This is a genomic window from Kitasatospora sp. NPDC101447 (assembly GCF_044767225.1).
In the GTDB taxonomy this organism is placed as follows: domain Bacteria; phylum Actinomycetota; class Actinomycetes; order Streptomycetales; family Streptomycetaceae; genus Kitasatospora.
In genome coordinates this window covers 14,236-30,530 of the sequence record NZ_JBIWNL010000052.1, presented here as the reverse complement: position 1 = coordinate 30,530, position 16,295 = coordinate 14,236, and the positions used below count along the sequence as shown (strand labels likewise).

The 16,295-nt window shown below is 75.5% G+C and carries 10 protein-coding genes; 8 read left to right on the top strand and 2 right to left on the bottom strand.

The window, feature by feature from the left end; translation table 11 throughout:
* Window positions 1-29: 29 nt before the first annotated feature.
* Both ACIRST_RS39230 and ACIRST_RS39225 read right to left on the bottom strand, forming a co-directional pair.
* Window positions 30-1,328 carry a DUF4157 domain-containing protein gene (locus tag ACIRST_RS39230; RefSeq protein ID WP_402808981.1) on the bottom strand — a complete coding sequence of 433 codons (1,299 nt, stop codon included), beginning with the start codon at window positions 1,326-1,328 and terminating at the stop codon, window positions 30-32.
* Window positions 1,329-1,764: 436 nt separating this feature from the next.
* The gene (locus ACIRST_RS39225) at window positions 1,765-3,252 is read right to left on the bottom strand and encodes a hydrolytic protein (RefSeq protein ID WP_402808978.1); all 1,488 of its coding nucleotides are present in this window, start codon (window positions 3,250-3,252) and stop codon (window positions 1,765-1,767) included.
* 275 nt (window positions 3,253-3,527) lie between these two features.
* Between ACIRST_RS39225 and ACIRST_RS39220 the strand changes: the two genes are divergently transcribed.
* The 8 genes from ACIRST_RS39220 to ACIRST_RS39185 all read left to right on the top strand — a co-directional run bounded on the left by ACIRST_RS39220 (window position 3,528) and on the right by ACIRST_RS39185 (window position 13,528).
* Window positions 3,528-4,337 carry a LuxR C-terminal-related transcriptional regulator gene (locus ACIRST_RS39220; protein WP_402808976.1) on the top strand — a complete coding sequence of 270 codons (810 nt, stop codon included), beginning with the start codon at window positions 3,528-3,530 and terminating at the stop codon, window positions 4,335-4,337.
* A gap of 138 nt (window positions 4,338-4,475) precedes the next feature.
* On the top strand, window positions 4,476-7,721 hold the full coding sequence (locus ACIRST_RS39215) for a hypothetical protein (protein WP_350524438.1): 3,246 nt from the start codon (window positions 4,476-4,478) through the stop codon (window positions 7,719-7,721).
* Window positions 7,718-8,449 carry a DUF4255 domain-containing protein gene (locus ACIRST_RS39210; protein WP_350524439.1) on the top strand — a complete coding sequence of 244 codons (732 nt, stop codon included), beginning with the start codon at window positions 7,718-7,720 and terminating at the stop codon, window positions 8,447-8,449. Before ACIRST_RS39215 ends, ACIRST_RS39210 begins: the two co-directional genes overlap by 4 nt.
* A gap of 80 nt (window positions 8,450-8,529) precedes the next feature.
* The gene (locus ACIRST_RS39205; RefSeq protein ID WP_402809008.1) at window positions 8,530-10,701 is read left to right on the top strand and encodes an AAA family ATPase; all 2,172 of its coding nucleotides are present in this window, start codon (window positions 8,530-8,532) and stop codon (window positions 10,699-10,701) included.
* Between the two features lie 138 nt (window positions 10,702-10,839).
* Complete coding sequence (locus ACIRST_RS39200; protein ID WP_402808974.1) at window positions 10,840-12,384, top strand: phage tail sheath family protein; 1,545 nt, start codon at window positions 10,840-10,842, stop codon at window positions 12,382-12,384.
* Between the two features lie 54 nt (window positions 12,385-12,438).
* Complete coding sequence (locus ACIRST_RS39195; RefSeq protein WP_350524442.1) at window positions 12,439-12,879, top strand: phage tail protein; 441 nt, start codon at window positions 12,439-12,441, stop codon at window positions 12,877-12,879.
* On the top strand, window positions 12,876-13,373 hold the full coding sequence (locus tag ACIRST_RS39190; RefSeq protein ID WP_350524443.1) for a hypothetical protein: 498 nt from the start codon (window positions 12,876-12,878) through the stop codon (window positions 13,371-13,373). Before ACIRST_RS39195 ends, ACIRST_RS39190 begins: the two co-directional genes overlap by 4 nt.
* Window positions 13,370-13,528 carry a DUF6760 family protein gene (locus ACIRST_RS39185; RefSeq protein WP_360509020.1) on the top strand — a complete coding sequence of 53 codons (159 nt, stop codon included), beginning with the start codon at window positions 13,370-13,372 and terminating at the stop codon, window positions 13,526-13,528. Before ACIRST_RS39190 ends, ACIRST_RS39185 begins: the two co-directional genes overlap by 4 nt.
* Window positions 13,529-16,295 lie beyond the last annotated feature (2,767 nt).

The window sequence follows — 16,295 nt, the reverse complement described above, 5'->3', positions numbered from 1 at the left end:
GAACCGTCCCAGGGCCCGTCGCCCGGCTCCTACGCTCCGTCGCCCAGCGCGGACAGGTCGACGTTCCAGTCGAAGTCCCCGGCCCGGGTGGCGTTGATGGGTGCTTCCTTGTCGGGGTTCTCGGGGTCGAACTCCGAGACCACGGTGTGGGTGACCTCGGGACTGGTCCAGGCCGGCAGGTTCCTGCTCCAGCGGCCGCCCGTGTTCAGGGCGACCTTCCAACGGAACGAGACGCTGTAGGCCTTCAGCCAGTACCCGGACGTCATCCTCGCCGTGGTGGAGAAGCCGGGGTTGTCGTTGAACTCGATCTTGTCCTGGGCGTTGGTGATGACCGGGTCGGTGTAGGTGGGCCGGTAGGGGCCGTCCTGGACCCACCCGCGGGCGGAGGGGTGTTCGCCGTACCCGTCCTCCGACTCGATGATCTGCACGTTGGAGTCGGAGACCTCCTGCCAGAAGTGGTAGTTGCTGGAGACCCGCTGCGGGGCGCCCGGCGGGTTCTTCAGCCGTGCGACCTGCTGGAAGCCGATCTCCTGGCTGGAGTGCAGCTTCTGGGTCGCCGGCCCCTCGTAGTTCGACCTGAACTCCAGGGTGGGCCGGTTGATGTCGAGGTTCTCCGCGCGGGCCTTGCCCCGGGTGCGGCGACCGGCGGGCGGGCTGCTCCCCCTGACCTCGGCGGTGTCTGCGTCCCGCTTGGACGGCATCCGCTGCACCGCCTCCCCGGCGCGGGCGGCCGGGCCGCCGTCCGCACCGCTCTCCGCCTCCGCGCGGGTTGGCGGCGCCGACAGGGCGCGGACGGCGTTGGCCTCGGCCTCGCGCTCGTAGCGGTCGGACGGGTCGGAGACCCGCAGGCCGTCGCCGCGGTCGGTGCCGGCGACCGGCCCCCGGCGCTGCTGGATGACGTGGGTGAGTTCGTGCGCCAGGGTGTGGCGGTCGCCGCCGCCCGCACCGAGGACCACGTGGTTGCCCGAGGTGAAGGCGCGGGCGCCGATCTCGGCCGCGGAGGCGTCGGCCGTGCTGCCCGTGTGCAGCCGTACGTCGGAGAAGTCCGCGCCGAGGCGGGACTCCATGTCGCGGCGGGTGCTCCCGTCCAGCGGGCGTCCGGCGGTCCGCAGCACCTGGTGCACCAGGGAGCGCTGGAGCGGCAGTTCGTCCTGGTCGGCGCTGCCGCCGGTGGCGCGCCGCTGCTGGACCAGGCGGGTCACCGCGGCGTTCCCGATGGTCCGTTGCAGGGCGAGGGCCGCGCCGGCCCCGGCGCCGGACCGGACGGCGCGGGTGGCGGCGGGGGAGGGGGCCCGGGTGGCCCGTCGGTCGGGTTCGTGAGCGCGCACGGCGATCGGGTTCCTTCCTCCTGGCGGCGGTTACGGCGGTTGCTGCGGTTGCCGGTCGGCCCGGGTGCGGCCGCCGGTGACGCCCGGTGCGGGAAGGGCACCACGCCACGGCCGGCCCGACGGGCCGTCAGCGTCGTACGGGGGCAGACTTCGCCGTCCGCGGGGGACGGACCGGTTGCCCTCGGGGGCAGGCGCGGTTGCCCTACCGGGACAGGCGGGCAGAGCTGGTGCGGCCCGGGCGGGTCGTCGGCGGGTGCCCGGACCAGCGACGGAACCCGCTGGGTGTTGACATGGTCACGGGATGTGGGAGGAGATACGGGAGGGGGAGAGATCGGGGACGAACGGGCCGTGAGGGATTCGTCGACATCGTTGGGTCGTCCGGCGCGCCCTTCCCGGGCCGGACGCCCGGGAAGGGAAGGTAGTCCTGCACACCGAATCAGTTCCCCTGCCTGATGTCGCTCAGCGTGCCGCTGAGGTTGAGGAGTTCGTGGCAGGTGGACGCCTGCTTGCCCGAGGCCGGAGTGCCCGGGGACTCGCAGGTCACGTTCGCCGTCACGGTCTGGTCCTCGGGGACCTGGATGGGAGTCACCCAGTGGTAGTCCTGGTTGCGGAAGGTCTCCAACGCGATGGTGGTGATCGTCTGATTGCCCGCCGTGATGGTCAATAGACCTTGGTCACCCTGGAAGTTGGCGGCCACGATGTCCGTGATGTCGAAGACCTTGCCGTGCGGCACCTGGTAAGTGCCCACGGCGTTCGCGGCGTTCGCGGTCTGCACGTCGATCGTGGCGGAGCTCTGCAGTCCCGTCCCCGGCACCGCCAGGCCCGGACCGCCGCGGGAGCCGGGGGCCGGCTGCCCGCCGCCCGGCTTGGCCTGGCCGCCCGGACTGCCGGCGGATGGGTTCCCGGCGGAGGGGGCCGTCGGTGCGCCGCCGTCCGGGCCACCGGCGGACGGCGCCGGGGCGGGGGAGGCGCTCTGCTGGGCGACGGCCTTCTCGGCGGCCTGCTTGGCGGAGCTGCGCACCGCCGGGCGGACCAGGGCGAACCAGGCCAGCAGCAGCGCGATCAGCGCTGCCAGGAGAGCGAGCAGCCACTTGGGGAGGATCGGCAGTTGAATGAACTTGCCGTCCAACAACGGCTTCTGAGTGATAGTCAAATGGTCCGGAGGGGCGACGGTCCCGGCCGGGCCGTTCCCGGCGGCGTCCCTGCCGCTCGTGGCGTTGCCGTCCGCACCCTGGCCGTTCGCCGCCCTGCCGTCCGTACCCCGGCCGCCGGTGCCCTGGCTGCCGGTGCCCGCGCCGTCCGGGCCCTTGTCGGCCGCGGGCTCCGCCGGGCCGACCGTGACCTCGAAGGGCCAGGACGTCGGCTTGCCGAACCAGATCAGCTTGCGGGCGCGCGCCTGCAGGCGCAGCTCGCCGGACTCACCGGGCTGCAGGCTGAGCCGTTCCGGGGTGACCCGGAACCTCAGGTCCTCGCCGTCCTGCCCGGGGGTCAGCGCCACGGTGTCGGGGGTGTTCCCCAGGTTGCGCACCGAGGTCCGGTAGCGTCCGCGCAGCCAGCCGCGACGGCGGCGTGGTGCGAGGGCGGCCTGCAGCTCGTGGAACGGGGTCACGGTGACGGTGGCCTCCGGGACCGTCACCAGCTCGGGGCGTTCGGCCGGCAGCACCCGGATGCCGAGCGGGAAGTCGCCGGCCCGCGCTGCGGGCGAACGCGGCGGGGCCAGGCGCACCGTCACCGTCTCGGACGTCCCCGGGAACAGCGAGACCCGGGCCGGCTCCACGGTCGTCCACGCGGCACAGTCGCCGACCACCTCCAGCGTGTACGCCTCAACGATGTCGAGATCGTTGCGTACCGTCAGGGTCGTGGTGGCCACGCCACCGGGCACCACCGTCAGTGCGGGCAGGCCGAGTTCGGCGGATGTGGTCATAGCGTGACGGTAGGGCCGCGTCACGCTCCGAGGAGAGGTCCGTGCGGGCAAGCTGTGGGCACACCCCTTGCCCGCACGGACCGACCGTCCTTGCCCGGCACCGTCCGGACGCACCCGTCGACCCGGCCGGCCCGGGCGGAGTACGGACCGCGAAGACCCGCGGTCGGCTCCGCCCCGCGGCAGCCGGCCGCCCGCCCCTCCGGACCGACGACGGCCCCGCCCCGCCGCGAGCGGCCGTCACCAGCGCAGTTACCCTTGAGATTTGGAGCAGTTCGATGACGTCGACCGACACCGCCCGTCCATGCCGTGAGGAAACCGTTGCCGCCCGCCGGACCGTGCCGCCGCAGCCCTCCGCCGCCGGCCGGTCCACCGGTGGCCTGCGTTCGACCGGCGGCCCCCGGCCCTTCGGCACCGCCCGTACCTCCGGGCCCGGCGGGGCCGCCTCCCACCCCCGCGGCAAGCCGGCCCAGGTGCGCGTCGCGGTGTACGCCGAGGACCTCATCCTGCAGACCGGCGTGGTCCAACAGCTGCGCCAGCGGCCCGAGGTGGAGCTGCTGAGCGAGAGCGAGGCGGCGCAGGCCGAGGTCTCCCTGCTGGTCGTCGACGCCATGACCGAGACGGTGGCCGAGCACCTGCGCCGGCTGCGGCTCGCCACCTCGGGCGCGATAGGCCTGGTGGTGGGGCAGTTCGAGGCCGGCGGGCTGCAGACGATCGTCGAGTGCGGGGTCGCCGCCGTGCTGCGCCGCTCGGAGGCGGACCAGGACCGGCTGGTGCACCTCATCACCGCCCTGGCCAACGGCGAGGGGGTGATGCCCGGGGACCTGCTCGGCGAACTGCTCGACCGGATCGGGATGCTCCAACGGACCATGCTCGACGGCCGGGGCCTGACCCTGTCGACCCTGACCGCCCGGGAGGCGGAGATGCTCCGGCTGGTCGCCGAGGGCTTCGACACGAGTGAGATCGCCGCCAAGACCTCCTACTCCGAACGCACCGTCAAGAACGTTCTGCACGAGATCATCACGCGGCTGGGACTGCGCAACCGGGCGCACGCGGTGGGGTACGCCATGCGGCGCGGCCTGATCTGAGGGGCCGAGAGCCGTGGCGGCCTGCCCTTCGGGGACACCGGTCGTTACCCCCGGCTCGGGTGTCCGGGCTCTGTTCCCGGGTGCCCGGGCCGGGGAGACTGACGGCCAGACCGCCCCTGCCATCCTGAGAGGTCGAGCGTGATCGGCGCCACCGGCACTCCCCGCTCCATCCGGCGGCCGGCCCGGGCCGCCGTCGCGCTCCTGCTAGCCCTGGCGGCGGCCGTGCTGACCCTGGGCTCCGCCCCCGAAGGGCGGAACGTCCCCGCGGCCCCGGCCGCAGCGGTCGATCCGGCCGCCGGACGGATCGTCTACGCCGGCACCAACCACCGCGGCCTCGGCCGGGTGACCGGTGCCGACGCCAGCACCCCGCTGTTCGGGCCCGGCCCGATCCACTTCGACCGGGACCCCTCGGCCCGCGGCGACGAGCTGGTCTTCACCAGCCTGCGGGACGGCCAACTGCCCCAGGTCTACCTGCGCGACGCGGCCGGCGCGGTGCACAAGCTCACCACCGGCATGGACACCTCCCAGCCCGCGCTCGCCCCGGACGGCAAGGCCGTCGTCTTCGTCTCCCTGGAGCCCACCGCGACACCCGGCAGGTCCCAGAGCGTCCTGTGGGTGGTCAACCGGGACGGCAGCGGGCTGCGCCGGCTGACCGACGGCGCGGCCGACGAGACGCACCCGACCGTCTCGCCCGACGGCAAGTGGGTCGCGTACTCCTGCACCGGCGACCCGGCGCACCGCCAGATCTACCTGCGGCCGTTCGCCGGCGGTGCGCCCGTCAAGATCACCGACGTGACCGACGGCGACGCCGTCGACCCGACCTGGAACCCGCTGAACGACGACGAGCACCGCAACCAGATCGTCTACACCTGGGACCAGGGCGCCCAGGGCCGGACCCTCAGGCTCACCTCGCCCACCGGCGGGGACAAGGCGTTCTTCCTCCGCACCGGCTCCACCTGGAAGACCGGCTCCGCCGCCTGGCTGGCCGACGGCACCGGGGTGCTCTTCCTCAGCGCCGACCGCCTCCCCCAGAACCCCCCGGCCGACCCGCCGCCGCCGCCCGTGGTCAACCTGTACCGCGCACCCACGTGCTCCTGCGACGACCCCAAGCCGCTCTACAGCACCGACCGGCTGATCGCCGCGCCGACCTGGCTCGGCAACCAGAAGGACGGCGGGCCGGTGGTGGAGCAGACCAGCGCCTCCGCCGCCAACGTCGCCGACCTGCAGGACGTCCGCCCCGACGGGGCCGACCCGCGCGACCTGGGCATCAGCGTGCTCAGGGAGGACCCGGCCGCCGACACCAACACCGACCCCGCCCCGGGCGCCGACCCGCTCTTCCACCCCCGCCCCAGCTACGACCCGTGGTTCGAGCGGCAGGCCTACACGCCCGACGGCCGGCAGATCGTGGTCACCCGCTATGAGGACTCGCCGGCCGGGCGGATCCAGCGGATCTGGCTGGCCGACGCCGACGGCGCGAACCCGCACCCGATGAACCTGGCCGGACGCCGCCCGCTGGACCGGGACACCGACCCGTCCGTCTCACCGGACGGCCGGCTGATCGTGTTCAGCCGCAGCTCCCCGGGCGGCGGCCAGGAGCCGGCCCGCCCGGGCCGGATCCTGATCGCCCAGGTGTCCACCGGGGCGATCGTCGGCACCGTCGAGCCGCCGGCCGGCGAGCCGGGCGCCTCGGACGGCCAGCCCTTCTGGTCCCCCGACGGCAAGCTGATCGTCTTCTCCCGGAGCGAGGTGATCAACGGCAACCCGGGCAACCTGCACCTGTGGACCGTGCCCGCCGACGACCTCGCCCGACAGTCCGACCTGAGCCGGACGGCCTGCCCGGGCAGCTGCAACGTCATCGACGACAGCCCCGCGTTCTCGCCCGACGGCCGGCGCATCGCCTTCAACCGCAAGGCCGGCGACGGCGGGAACAACCATCGGGACGGCGTGCTGGTCGTCTCGCCCACCGGCGGCGACTGCACCGTGCTCCTGCCCGCCGCACTGCGCGGGCAGAAGGACGCCTGCACCCGGCCGCTGCCGGAGACCTCCGACGCCGGCCCCTTCCAGCCCCGCGACGTCGCCTGGACGGCGAACGGCGCGCAGCTGGTGCTCACCTCCCGCCGCGCCCTGCCGCCCAACTCGCCGGAGGGGCTGGCCGTCTACGACCTCGCGGCCGGCACGCTCACCCCGCTCGACCGGCGGCTGCCGGGACGCCAGAAGGAACCGGCCGTCCAGCAGTCCGTCGACCTGGCACTGAGCGCACCCGAGCGGACCCCCGCCGTCCCCGTCGACGGCGGCACCGACGTGACGATCACCGTCACCAACAAGGGCCCGGCGCCCTCACCCGGCACCGTCCTCACGGCCTCGGTGCCCACCGGCGCCCGGCTCGGCACGCTGACCACCCCGGTCGGGCAGTGCGACGCGGGCGCTCTGCGCTGCGACCTCGGCACCCTGGCACCGGGCGCGGTGGTCCGGGTCACCGCCCGGCTGATCGGCACCCGCACCGGCACGCAGGAGTTCGGCTGGACCGTCACCGGGACGGTGGCCGACCCGAACCCCGGGGACGACTCCGCCCGGACCTTCCTGCCGGTGCTCGACCCGCCGACCCCCTCGCCCACGCCGTCGCCGTCCGCCTCACCGACCCCGACCCCGACCCCGACGCCCACCCCGGCCCCGACACCGTCCACCACGCCTGCGCCCGCACCACCGCCACCACCACCTGCGCCCGCCCCGGCACCGCCGCAGGCCGGCCCCGGCGTATCGGTCGACGCCCAGCCGAACCCCGGCTACGTCGGCGGCCACGTGACCGTCAGCTACACCGTGCGCAACACCGGCCAGGCCCTCGCGACGGGGCTGCGCCTGACCCTCGGCCTGCCCGCCGCAGTGCCCACCGAGGCACTGCCGCCCGGCTGCCGTGCCGGAGGCTGCGCCCTGGCCGACCTGGCGCCCGGCGGCAGCCAGGTGGTCCGGGTGGTGCTGTCACCCGAGGCGCCGCTGCAGACCACCATCACCGCGGAGCTGACCACCACCGGCACCGACGCCACCCCCGGACCGCACCGGGCGAGCACCCCGCTGCGCATCCTGCAGCCCCGCATCGTCGCGGTGCCGCCGATCGGCAAGCCCGGCTTCGTCACCTCCGTGCGCGGCGTGGACTTCCCGCCCGGTGTGCCGGTGCGGTTCACCTGGCAGCCCGGCATCACCGCCGCCGCCGCGCCCACCTACCCGCGGGCCGACGGGACCTTCGCCGGCCAGCTGCTCATCCTCCCCAAGGACGAGACCGGCCCGCGGACCATCACCGCCGACGGCCCCGGATTCTCGCCGGTCACCACGCCCTTCCTCGTGGTGGAGGGCAACATCGGCCCGCCGGGGGAGGTGGAGCGACGGTGATCCACGAGGTCGACGAGGCGCTGCGGCTGCTGCTCGCCGAGGCCGGGCTGCCCGAACGCGGGGTCGAGGTGGTCTTCGACGCGCCCACCCGGGACTTCGCCGCCCGGCGCACCGCGCCGACGGTCAGCGTCTTCCTCTACGGGATCCGCGAGGAGACCGACCGGCGGCAGGCCGGCGCCGTCGCGGAGTACGACGAGGACGGCCTGGTCGTCGGCCACCGGGCCGCGCCCCGGTGGTTCGAGCTGGCCTACCTGGTCACCGTCTGGACCAACCGGCCGCAGGACGAGCACCGGCTGCTGGCCGAGGTGCTGCAGTGCCTGACCGCCGTGGACGCGCTGCCCGCCCGGACGCTCACCGGCGCGCTCGCCCGGCTCGGACTCACCGTCGGGCTCGACATCGCCGGGCGCGACACTGGCCTGCCGTCGGTCTCGGACGTCTGGTCCGCGCTCGGCGGGGAGCTGCGGCCGTCGATCGACCTCAGGGCGCTCGCCCCGCTGCCCGGCGGGTACAGCCCCGCGGGGCCGCCGGTCACCGAGGGCCTGGTGGTGCACGTCGAGGACACCGGCCGGGAGGCCGGGGCCGGCCCCCGGGAGGGCACCGCACCCGCGGACGGACCCGGCCGCCGACTGCGCTACCACGGCGGTACGGACCCCGGACCGGACGGCTTCGCCGCGCCCCGGGACCGCGAGCTGCCGCCCGGCCGCCGGGCACGGGGCAGGGCGCGATGAGCCTCGACCTCGGACCGGCCGCGCCGGCGGCGGTGGCCACGGCGGTTCCGGAAGGCCAGGACGTCCCGGACAGCCCGGATGTGTCGGCCGGCCAGGACAGCCCGGACGTGTCGGCCGGCGCCGATCACCTCTGGGCACGGCTGCACCGGATCGAGCAACGGATCCGGACCGCGGTGCGCGAGAGCCGGGCCGACGACCCGGACCCGGACGACCCGTACCGCGGCCAGTACCTCAGCCCGGAGGCGGTGGAGCGGATCCTCGCCGCCTCCGGCGCGGTCCTCCGCGGCGGCGACGCCCCCGGCGACCGGCCGGCGCCGCCGCCCGGCTCGCGGCTCGCCCGGCTCTGCGCGGCCTTCGGCCTGCTCCCGGTGGACCTCGAACTCCTGCTGGTGGCCCTCGCCCCCGACCTCGACACCCGCTTCGAACAGTTCTACGGCTACCTCAACGACGACCTGACCAGGCGTCGGCCGACCGTCGGGCTGGCGCTCGAACTCTGCGGGCTGTCGGGAGCCGGCGCCGGCCGCTTCCGGTTCGCTGCCCGGGCCCCGCTGATCGCCGGCGGCCTGCTGGAGGTCGCCGAGCCCGAGCGCCCGCTGCTCTCCCGCACCCTGCGGGTGCCGGACCGGGTGACGGCCCATCTGCTCGGCGACGACGAGCCGGACGGCGCGCTCACCGGGCTGGCCCGACGAGCCGCCCCCGGGGCGGTCGCCCGCGGCGGAGCCTTCGCGGAGCTCGTCGACCGGGTGCGCGCGGCCGCGGCGGACGGCGGACCGGTGCACCTGCTGGACCGGGACGGGCACGCCGGACCGCCGGCGGCGGCCGCCCTCGCGGCCGGCGGCCGGCCGGCCCTGGTCGTCGACGCGGCCGCGCTGGCCGCCCACCCGTCGGCGGGCGTCGTCCGGGTGCTCGCCCGCGAGGCCCGGCTGAGCGGGGGCGGTGTGGTGCTCGGGCCGCTGGACCGGCTGGAACCCGAACGGCCCGAGCGGGCAGCCCTGTTGCGCGAACTGTGCGCGGCCCTGGCCGGTGTCCCGCTGATCGTGCACGGCCCGCAGGTGTGGGACCCGGCGTGGTCGCGGGAGAGCCCGGTGGTGGTCACCGTCCCGCCGCCGGACGCGCAGGCCCGGGCCGAGCGCTGGGCCCGCGCGCTCGCCGGGGCCCGGACGCCTCCGGGCGGGGAGCCGGATGGGGAACCGACCGAGGAACCGGCCGGGGAGCCGGGCGGGGACCTGCCCGGAGAACCGGCCGGGGAGCTGACGGAGGAACTGGCCGAGGCGGTGGCCGCCTACCGGGTGGACCAGGAGAAGCTGGAACGGGCCGCCGCCGTGGCCGCCAGGACGGCGGCCGCCGAGCGGCGCCCGGTGCGCGCCGAGGACGTACGGGCCGCCGTGCGCGCGCAGAACGCCGCGGGCCTGGCCCGGCTCGCCCGACGGATCGAACCCGCCGTCGGCTGGGACGACCTGGTGCTGCCCGGGCCCACCGCGGGCCGGCTGCGCGAGCTGGTGCTGCGCGCCCGGCACCGCGACCAGGTGCTCGGGCAGTGGCGGATGCGCCCGGGCGGCGGTCGCGGGAACGGCGTGATCGCCCTGTTCGCGGGGGAGTCGGGCACCGGCAAGACGATGTCGGCCGAGGTGGTCGCCGCCGAGCTCGGCATGGAGTTGTACGTCGTGGACCTCTCCACCGTGGTGGACAAGTACATCGGCGAGACCGAGAAGAACCTGGAGCGGATCTTCACCGAGGCCGCGCAGGTGAACGGCGTCCTGCTGTTCGACGAGGCGGACGCGTTGTTCGGGAAGCGCTCCCAGGTCAAGGACGCCCACGACCGCCACGCCAACGTGGAGACGGCCTACCTGCTGCAGCGGATGGAGTCCTTCGAGGGCATCGCGGTGCTGACGTCCAACCTGCGCGCCAACCTCGACGAGGCGTTCACCCGCCGGCTCGACGTCATCGCGGAGTTCCCGCTGCCCGACGAGGCACAGCGGCGGGTGCTCTGGGACCGCTGTCTGGGCCCGCGGCTGCCCCGCGGGGACGACCTCGACCTGGACTTCTGCGCCCGGCACTTCGAACTCACCGGCGGCTCCATCCGGGCCTGCGCGGTCTCCGCGGCCTACCTGGCCGCCGGCACGGGCACCCCGCTGGGCATGGCGCAGTTGGTCGCCGCGGTGGTCGGCGAGTACCGCAAGCTCGGCCGGCTGGTGCTGGAGAGCGAGTTCGGGCCGTGGCTGGGCGTCCTCGGGGAGCCCGGGCGGGGCTGACCCTACCGGCGGGTACCGAGGAGGTGCCCGCCGGGGGCAGTCGTTCTTGCCCTCGCTCCGGGACCTGCGGACATGTCCCCGGACGGTGCCCGGGCAGCAGACTCGGGGACGACTGACCGGCCACCCGAAGGAGCAGGAATGCCGTCGTACCTCACCCCGGGCGTGTACGTGGAGGAGGTCCAGTCCGGTGCCCGGCCGATCGAGGGCGTCGGCACGGCCGTCGCCGCCTTCGTCGGCTTCGCCGAGACCGGCCCCTTCCACGAGCCCACGCTGGTGACCAACTGGGACCAGTACGTCCAACGGTTCGGCGGGTTCACCGAGGGCACCTACCTCGCCCACGCGGTGTACGGCTTCTTCGCCAACGGCGGCGGCTCCGCCTACGTCGTGCGGGTCGGCGACCCGGCCCGGCAGGCGCCCGGCGCCGCCGCCCCCGCCGTGAGCGCGCCCGCGCCCGTCGCGATCTCGGGCTTCCTCTTCTCGGCGCTGCCCGGCGCCGGCGGCGAGGTCTCCGTCGAGGTCGCCGACGTGGAGGGCGAGAACGTCCCCGAGGACCGCTTCCGCCTCCTGGTCCGCCGGGGCGCCGAAGTCGTCGAGACCTACGACGTCTCGACCCGCAAGAGCACCAAGGGCTACGTCGTCACCCAGCTGCGGGAGTCCAAGCTGGTCGCCGTCGCCGAGCAGCCCGGCACCGCGCCGAGCCGCCCCGAGCGCCGGACCCACGCCCTCGCCGCCGCCGCCGCGCCCGCCACCGGGCCGGTCGCGGCCGCCGCCCGCCTCGACCCCGCCGAGTACGTCGGCGACGCCGCCGCCCGGACCGGCTTCTCGGGCCTGGAGGCGATCGACGAGATCACCATGGTCGCGGTGCCCGACCTGATGAGCGCCTACCAGCGCGGCGACATCGACGCCGAGGGCCTGCGCACCGTCCAGCTGGCCGTGATGTCGCACTGCGAGCAGATGGGCGACCGGATCGCCGTCCTGGACCCGCCGCCCGGCCTCAACGCCCAGCAGATGCGCACCTGGCGCAACGACGAGGCGGGCTTCGACTCCCGCTACGCCGCCCTGTACTACCCGTGGATCAAGGTCTTCGACCCGGCGAGCGGCCGCAACGTGATGGTCCCGCCGAGCGGGCACGCCGCCGGGGTGTGGGCGCGCAGCGACGCCGAGCGCGGCGTGCACAAGGCGCCGGCCAACGAGGTCATCCGCGGGGCGGTGGACCTGGAGATCCGCCTCAGCAAGGGCGAACAGGACCTGCTGAACCCGATCGGCGTCAACTGCGTGCGGGCCTTCCCCGGACGCGGCATCCGGATCTGGGGCGCGCGCACCCTCTCCTCCGACCCGGCCTGGCGCTACCTCAACGTGCGCCGGCTCTTCAACTACCTGGAGGAGTCCATCCTCCTGGGGACCCAGTGGGTCGTCTTCGAGCCCAACGACGACCGGCTGTGGTCCAGCATCCGCCGGAACATCACCGCGTTCCTCACCGAGGAGTGGCGGCGCGGGGCGCTGTTCGGCCAGACCGCGGCCGAGGCCTTCTACGTCAAGTGCGACCGCGACAACAACCCGCCGGAGTCCATCGACCTCGGCCAGGTGATCTGCGAGATCGGGGTCTCGCCGGTGAAGCCGGCGGAGTTCGTGGTGTTCCGGCTGTCCCAGTTCTCCGACAGCACGAGCCTCGTCAACGAGTGACCGGCACCCGCACCCGGTACCCGGTCGGACCCCATCGGAAGGTGACAACTAGCCATGGCTGAAGGCGATCCGCTCTCCACACACATCTTCGGCGTCCAACTCGGCGGCTACAACGTCGAGTCCGTCAAGGAGATCAGCAACCTGACGGTCGACCAGGAGGTCGTCGAGTACAAGCAGGTGACCCAGGAAGGGAAACTGATCGTCCGCAAGCAGCCTGGCGCCCGCATGCCCGGCGAGGTGACGATCACCCGCGGCCTCGACAAGAGCAGCGCGTTCTCGAACTGGATCAAGGAGACCCTCAACAACGGGGCGATCAACACCGCGCGGCAGAACCTCACCATCGAGGTCAAGGACACCACCGGTGCCACCCTGCGGCGCATCCAGCTGACCAACGCCTGGGCGAGCCGCTGGGAGGGCCCCACGCTCACCGCCGGCGAGTCCAGCGCCGCGTCGGAGACCGTGACCATCGTGTTCGAGGAGATCAGCGTAGAGTGAGGCGGAAGATCGGCCTGGAGGAACTCCTCGAACGGGCCCCGGCCGCGCAGCACGCCGCGCCGCCGGCACAGCAACCCGCGGGGCCGTCGGGGCTCTCCGGGCCGTCCGGCCCCCAACGGCGGGCGCCGCACACCGAGTTCGAGTTCGAGCTGCCGCTCGGCTACGTCGACGACGAGGGCACCGTCCACCGGCACGGCACCATGCGCCTGGCCACCGCCCGCGACGAACTGATGCCGCAGATCGACCTGCGGGTCAAGGAGAACCCGGCCTACCTGAGCGTGGTGCTGCTCAGCCACGTGATCACCAGGCTGGGCGACGTCACCGACGTGCACACCGGGATCGTCGAGCGGATGTACGCCACCGACGTGGCGTTCCTCCAGGACCTCTACCAGCGGATCAACAGCGAGGGCCACACGCGCGCCGCGGTGACCTGCCCGCACTGTGACGGCGCCTTCGAGGTCGACCTCGCCGGTGGGCGCCTGGGGGAATCGTGACGTACGCGCCTGCTCGGCTGTACGAGGAGATCGCGTACATCGCCTACCACTTCCACTGGCAGCGGGAGGACATCCTCGACCTGACCCACCGTGAACGCGGGCAGTGGGTGCGCGAGATCGCGCGGATCAACACCCGTGTCAGCGAAGGCGGGTGAGTCGGATGGGGCTTCGGGACTGGATCGGCCGCCGGCGTACCGGCGAGGCGGCGGGCGGCCGTGCGGGCGGTGCTGCAGCCGGCAGTGCTGCCGACGGCGCCGCGGGCGCGGACGCCGGCTCCCGCCACGGCGCTGACGGCGGCGCCGTTCGGCGTGCCCCGGCGGCGGGCGACGGGGGGTGGCGCGCGGTACGGCCGCTCGTCCCCACCCTGGCCGGGCCGGCGCACGGCGTCAGCGACGGCCTGCGCTTCCGGTCCCGGCTCGCCTCGTGGCAGGACCCCTCGCTGAGCGGCCCGCTCGGCCACGCGGTCCTGCCGTCCGCCCCGGCGGGGATCCTGCGGGCGATGGCGCGACCGATCGCGCCGCCCGCCGCCGCCGGGGGCGGGGACGGACTCGCCATGCCGGTGGTCGCGGATGCGCCCGGGGCCGGCGAAGCGCAGCCGACGACGGACCCGGGCGAACCGGCTGCATCGGCTGCATCGGGTGCGTCGGGGGGAACTGGGCGGGCGCGGGCGGTCCAACGGTCCGCCCCGGTCCGGCGGCTTCCCGTGCGGTCGGCGGCGCGAGCGGCCCGCCCGGACGGGGCCGGCCGGCCGACGGCTCCGGCCGGCGGTCGGGCGGACGGTCGGGACGGCGCTCGGGCGGACGGTCGGGACGGCGGCGTCGGTGGTGGCGATGCCGGCGCTGGTGCGCCGACGCCCGCCGAGGGTGCCGTGACGTCGCCGTCGCGTGACGCGGTGGGCCAGGCCCGCCCGGTACGGCCCCGTCGCGTCGGTGGATCGCTGGTCGTGGCGCGGCGTCCCCGGACCCTGTCCGCGCGTCCGGTGACGGCACACCCGAGCCGGGACCGGACGGCGGGTGCCGACACCGAACCGCCGAACCGTGCCACGGATCGGACCGTCGGGGTGGGCTCGTCCGAGCAGGGCGGCGCTGCCGCACCGACGGCCGCACGAACGGCCACGGGGGCGGACGGTACCGCTGCGCCTGCGCCCGCGCCTGTGCCTGAGCCCGCGTCTGCGCCTGAGTCCGCGTCCGCGCGGAACGATCGGGCCGGAGGGGCCGTCCAGCGGGCGGCCGCCGCCGGGCCCGCCCGGCCGGTCCTCGGTGCGCCCCTGACCTCCCTCCCCGCGAGCGCTTCACCTTCGCGTACGCCTTCTCCTTCTCCTTCGGCTTCGTCTTCGCCCGTGATCGCCACCGGACCGCAGGACCGCGACGCCGCGTCGGGTGCGCCGGCCATGCCGGTCGTGTCGGCCGCTGCGGCCGCAGCGGCCGGTGTGCTCGGCACGGCGAGCGGCGGCGCCGAACAAGGCCGGCCCGACGCCACCCCCGACCGGAGCACCCGTACGGCCGCCGAGCCGGGCGGTACGGCACCGTCGCGCCCCGAGCGGGGGGCGGCCGGCGCGGCACCCGTCCAGCGCGCGCCGTCCGGGGCCGGTTCCTCCTCGCAGGTACCACCGGCGTCCGCGTCGTCCTCGTCGACCACCGAGCGCGTCGGCCAGAGCCCTCCGGACCCGACCCCCGCCCGCACTCGTGGGGGCCTGGGTGCGCCCCTCGACGCGCTGCCGCCGACGGCCACCGCGCCGGGCCGCACCGCCCCGCTGCTCGGCGGGCGGGCACCGGTCCGACGGATCACCGGCCCGACGGCGGGCGCTGCCACCGGCGGCATCAGCGGGCGCGCGACCGAACAGGGCACACCTGCCACGCCGGCCGCGCCTGCCACGACGCCCCCGGCCGGTGAGGCGATGCCGGTGCAACGTGCCGTTCGGGCTTCCGGTGACGGCTCTGCGGAGCCGATCGCTGGGCCTCGGGGCAGCGACGGTGGGCGAACTCTGCCTCAGGGGCGCCCTGTTGACGGTGGTGCGGCGGTGCCGGCAGCGCCGACCGTTCGGCGTTCCGGTGGCGGCTCGGCTCTGCCCGCCGGCTCCGCCTCTGCCTCCGCCACCGGCAGCGGGCCGGCGGCCGGCGAGGGGCCGCGTGTGCAGCGCGCCACCCGGCCCGGTGGCGATGCCGCGGGAGGGACGACCGCCCCTGCCCGGAGCGGTTCGGTCGGCGCGGGTTCCGACGCGCGCACGAGTTCCGGACCCGGCGGGAGTGGACCGGCGGCCGGGGGAGCGGGACGGTCCGACGTGCCGCCGTCCGGCACCGGTCACGCGCACCGAGCCGGCGCTTCGCCACAGCCCGTCGGCCCCGCGGCCCCGACCCGCCCGGCCGGAGTCCCCGGCCAGGGTGACGCTCCCAGCGGAGCCGGAGCCGGAGCCGGAGCCGGAGCCGGAACCGGCCGGGTGGTGGCCGCGCGGCCGGTGACCGCGGGTTGGGGCGTCCAGCGTGCCGTGGCACTCAGCGGCCCGAGGCGCGGACTGATCGGCGAGCGCCCGATGAGGTTCGCCCTCGCCACCCCGTCGAATCCGCCCGCTCCCGGCGCGCGCAGCGGCCCGAAGCCGCCCGCGCCCGCACCGCCCGTGGTGCCGGCCGTCTGGCCCAGGGCGCTCCAGCCGCGTACGGACGGTGAACCGGCTGCCGGTTCGGCCACCGAGTCGGCGCCGCGCGACGGCCGGAGGCGTGGATCCTCGGCCGCCGCGCCGCGCTCGCGGCACACGCCCGGCCCGCACGACGGCGGCACTGTGCCGGGGCGGTCGGTGGTGCCGGGAGGTCCGGCACCGTCCGGCGTTTCGGGCGCCGCACCGGTGCCGGGCCGGCCGTCCGCTGCGGGCGCGCCGCGCGGGGTCGCGGGCGCGGTGCAGCGTTCGGCGGCGCACGTCGGCGGCCA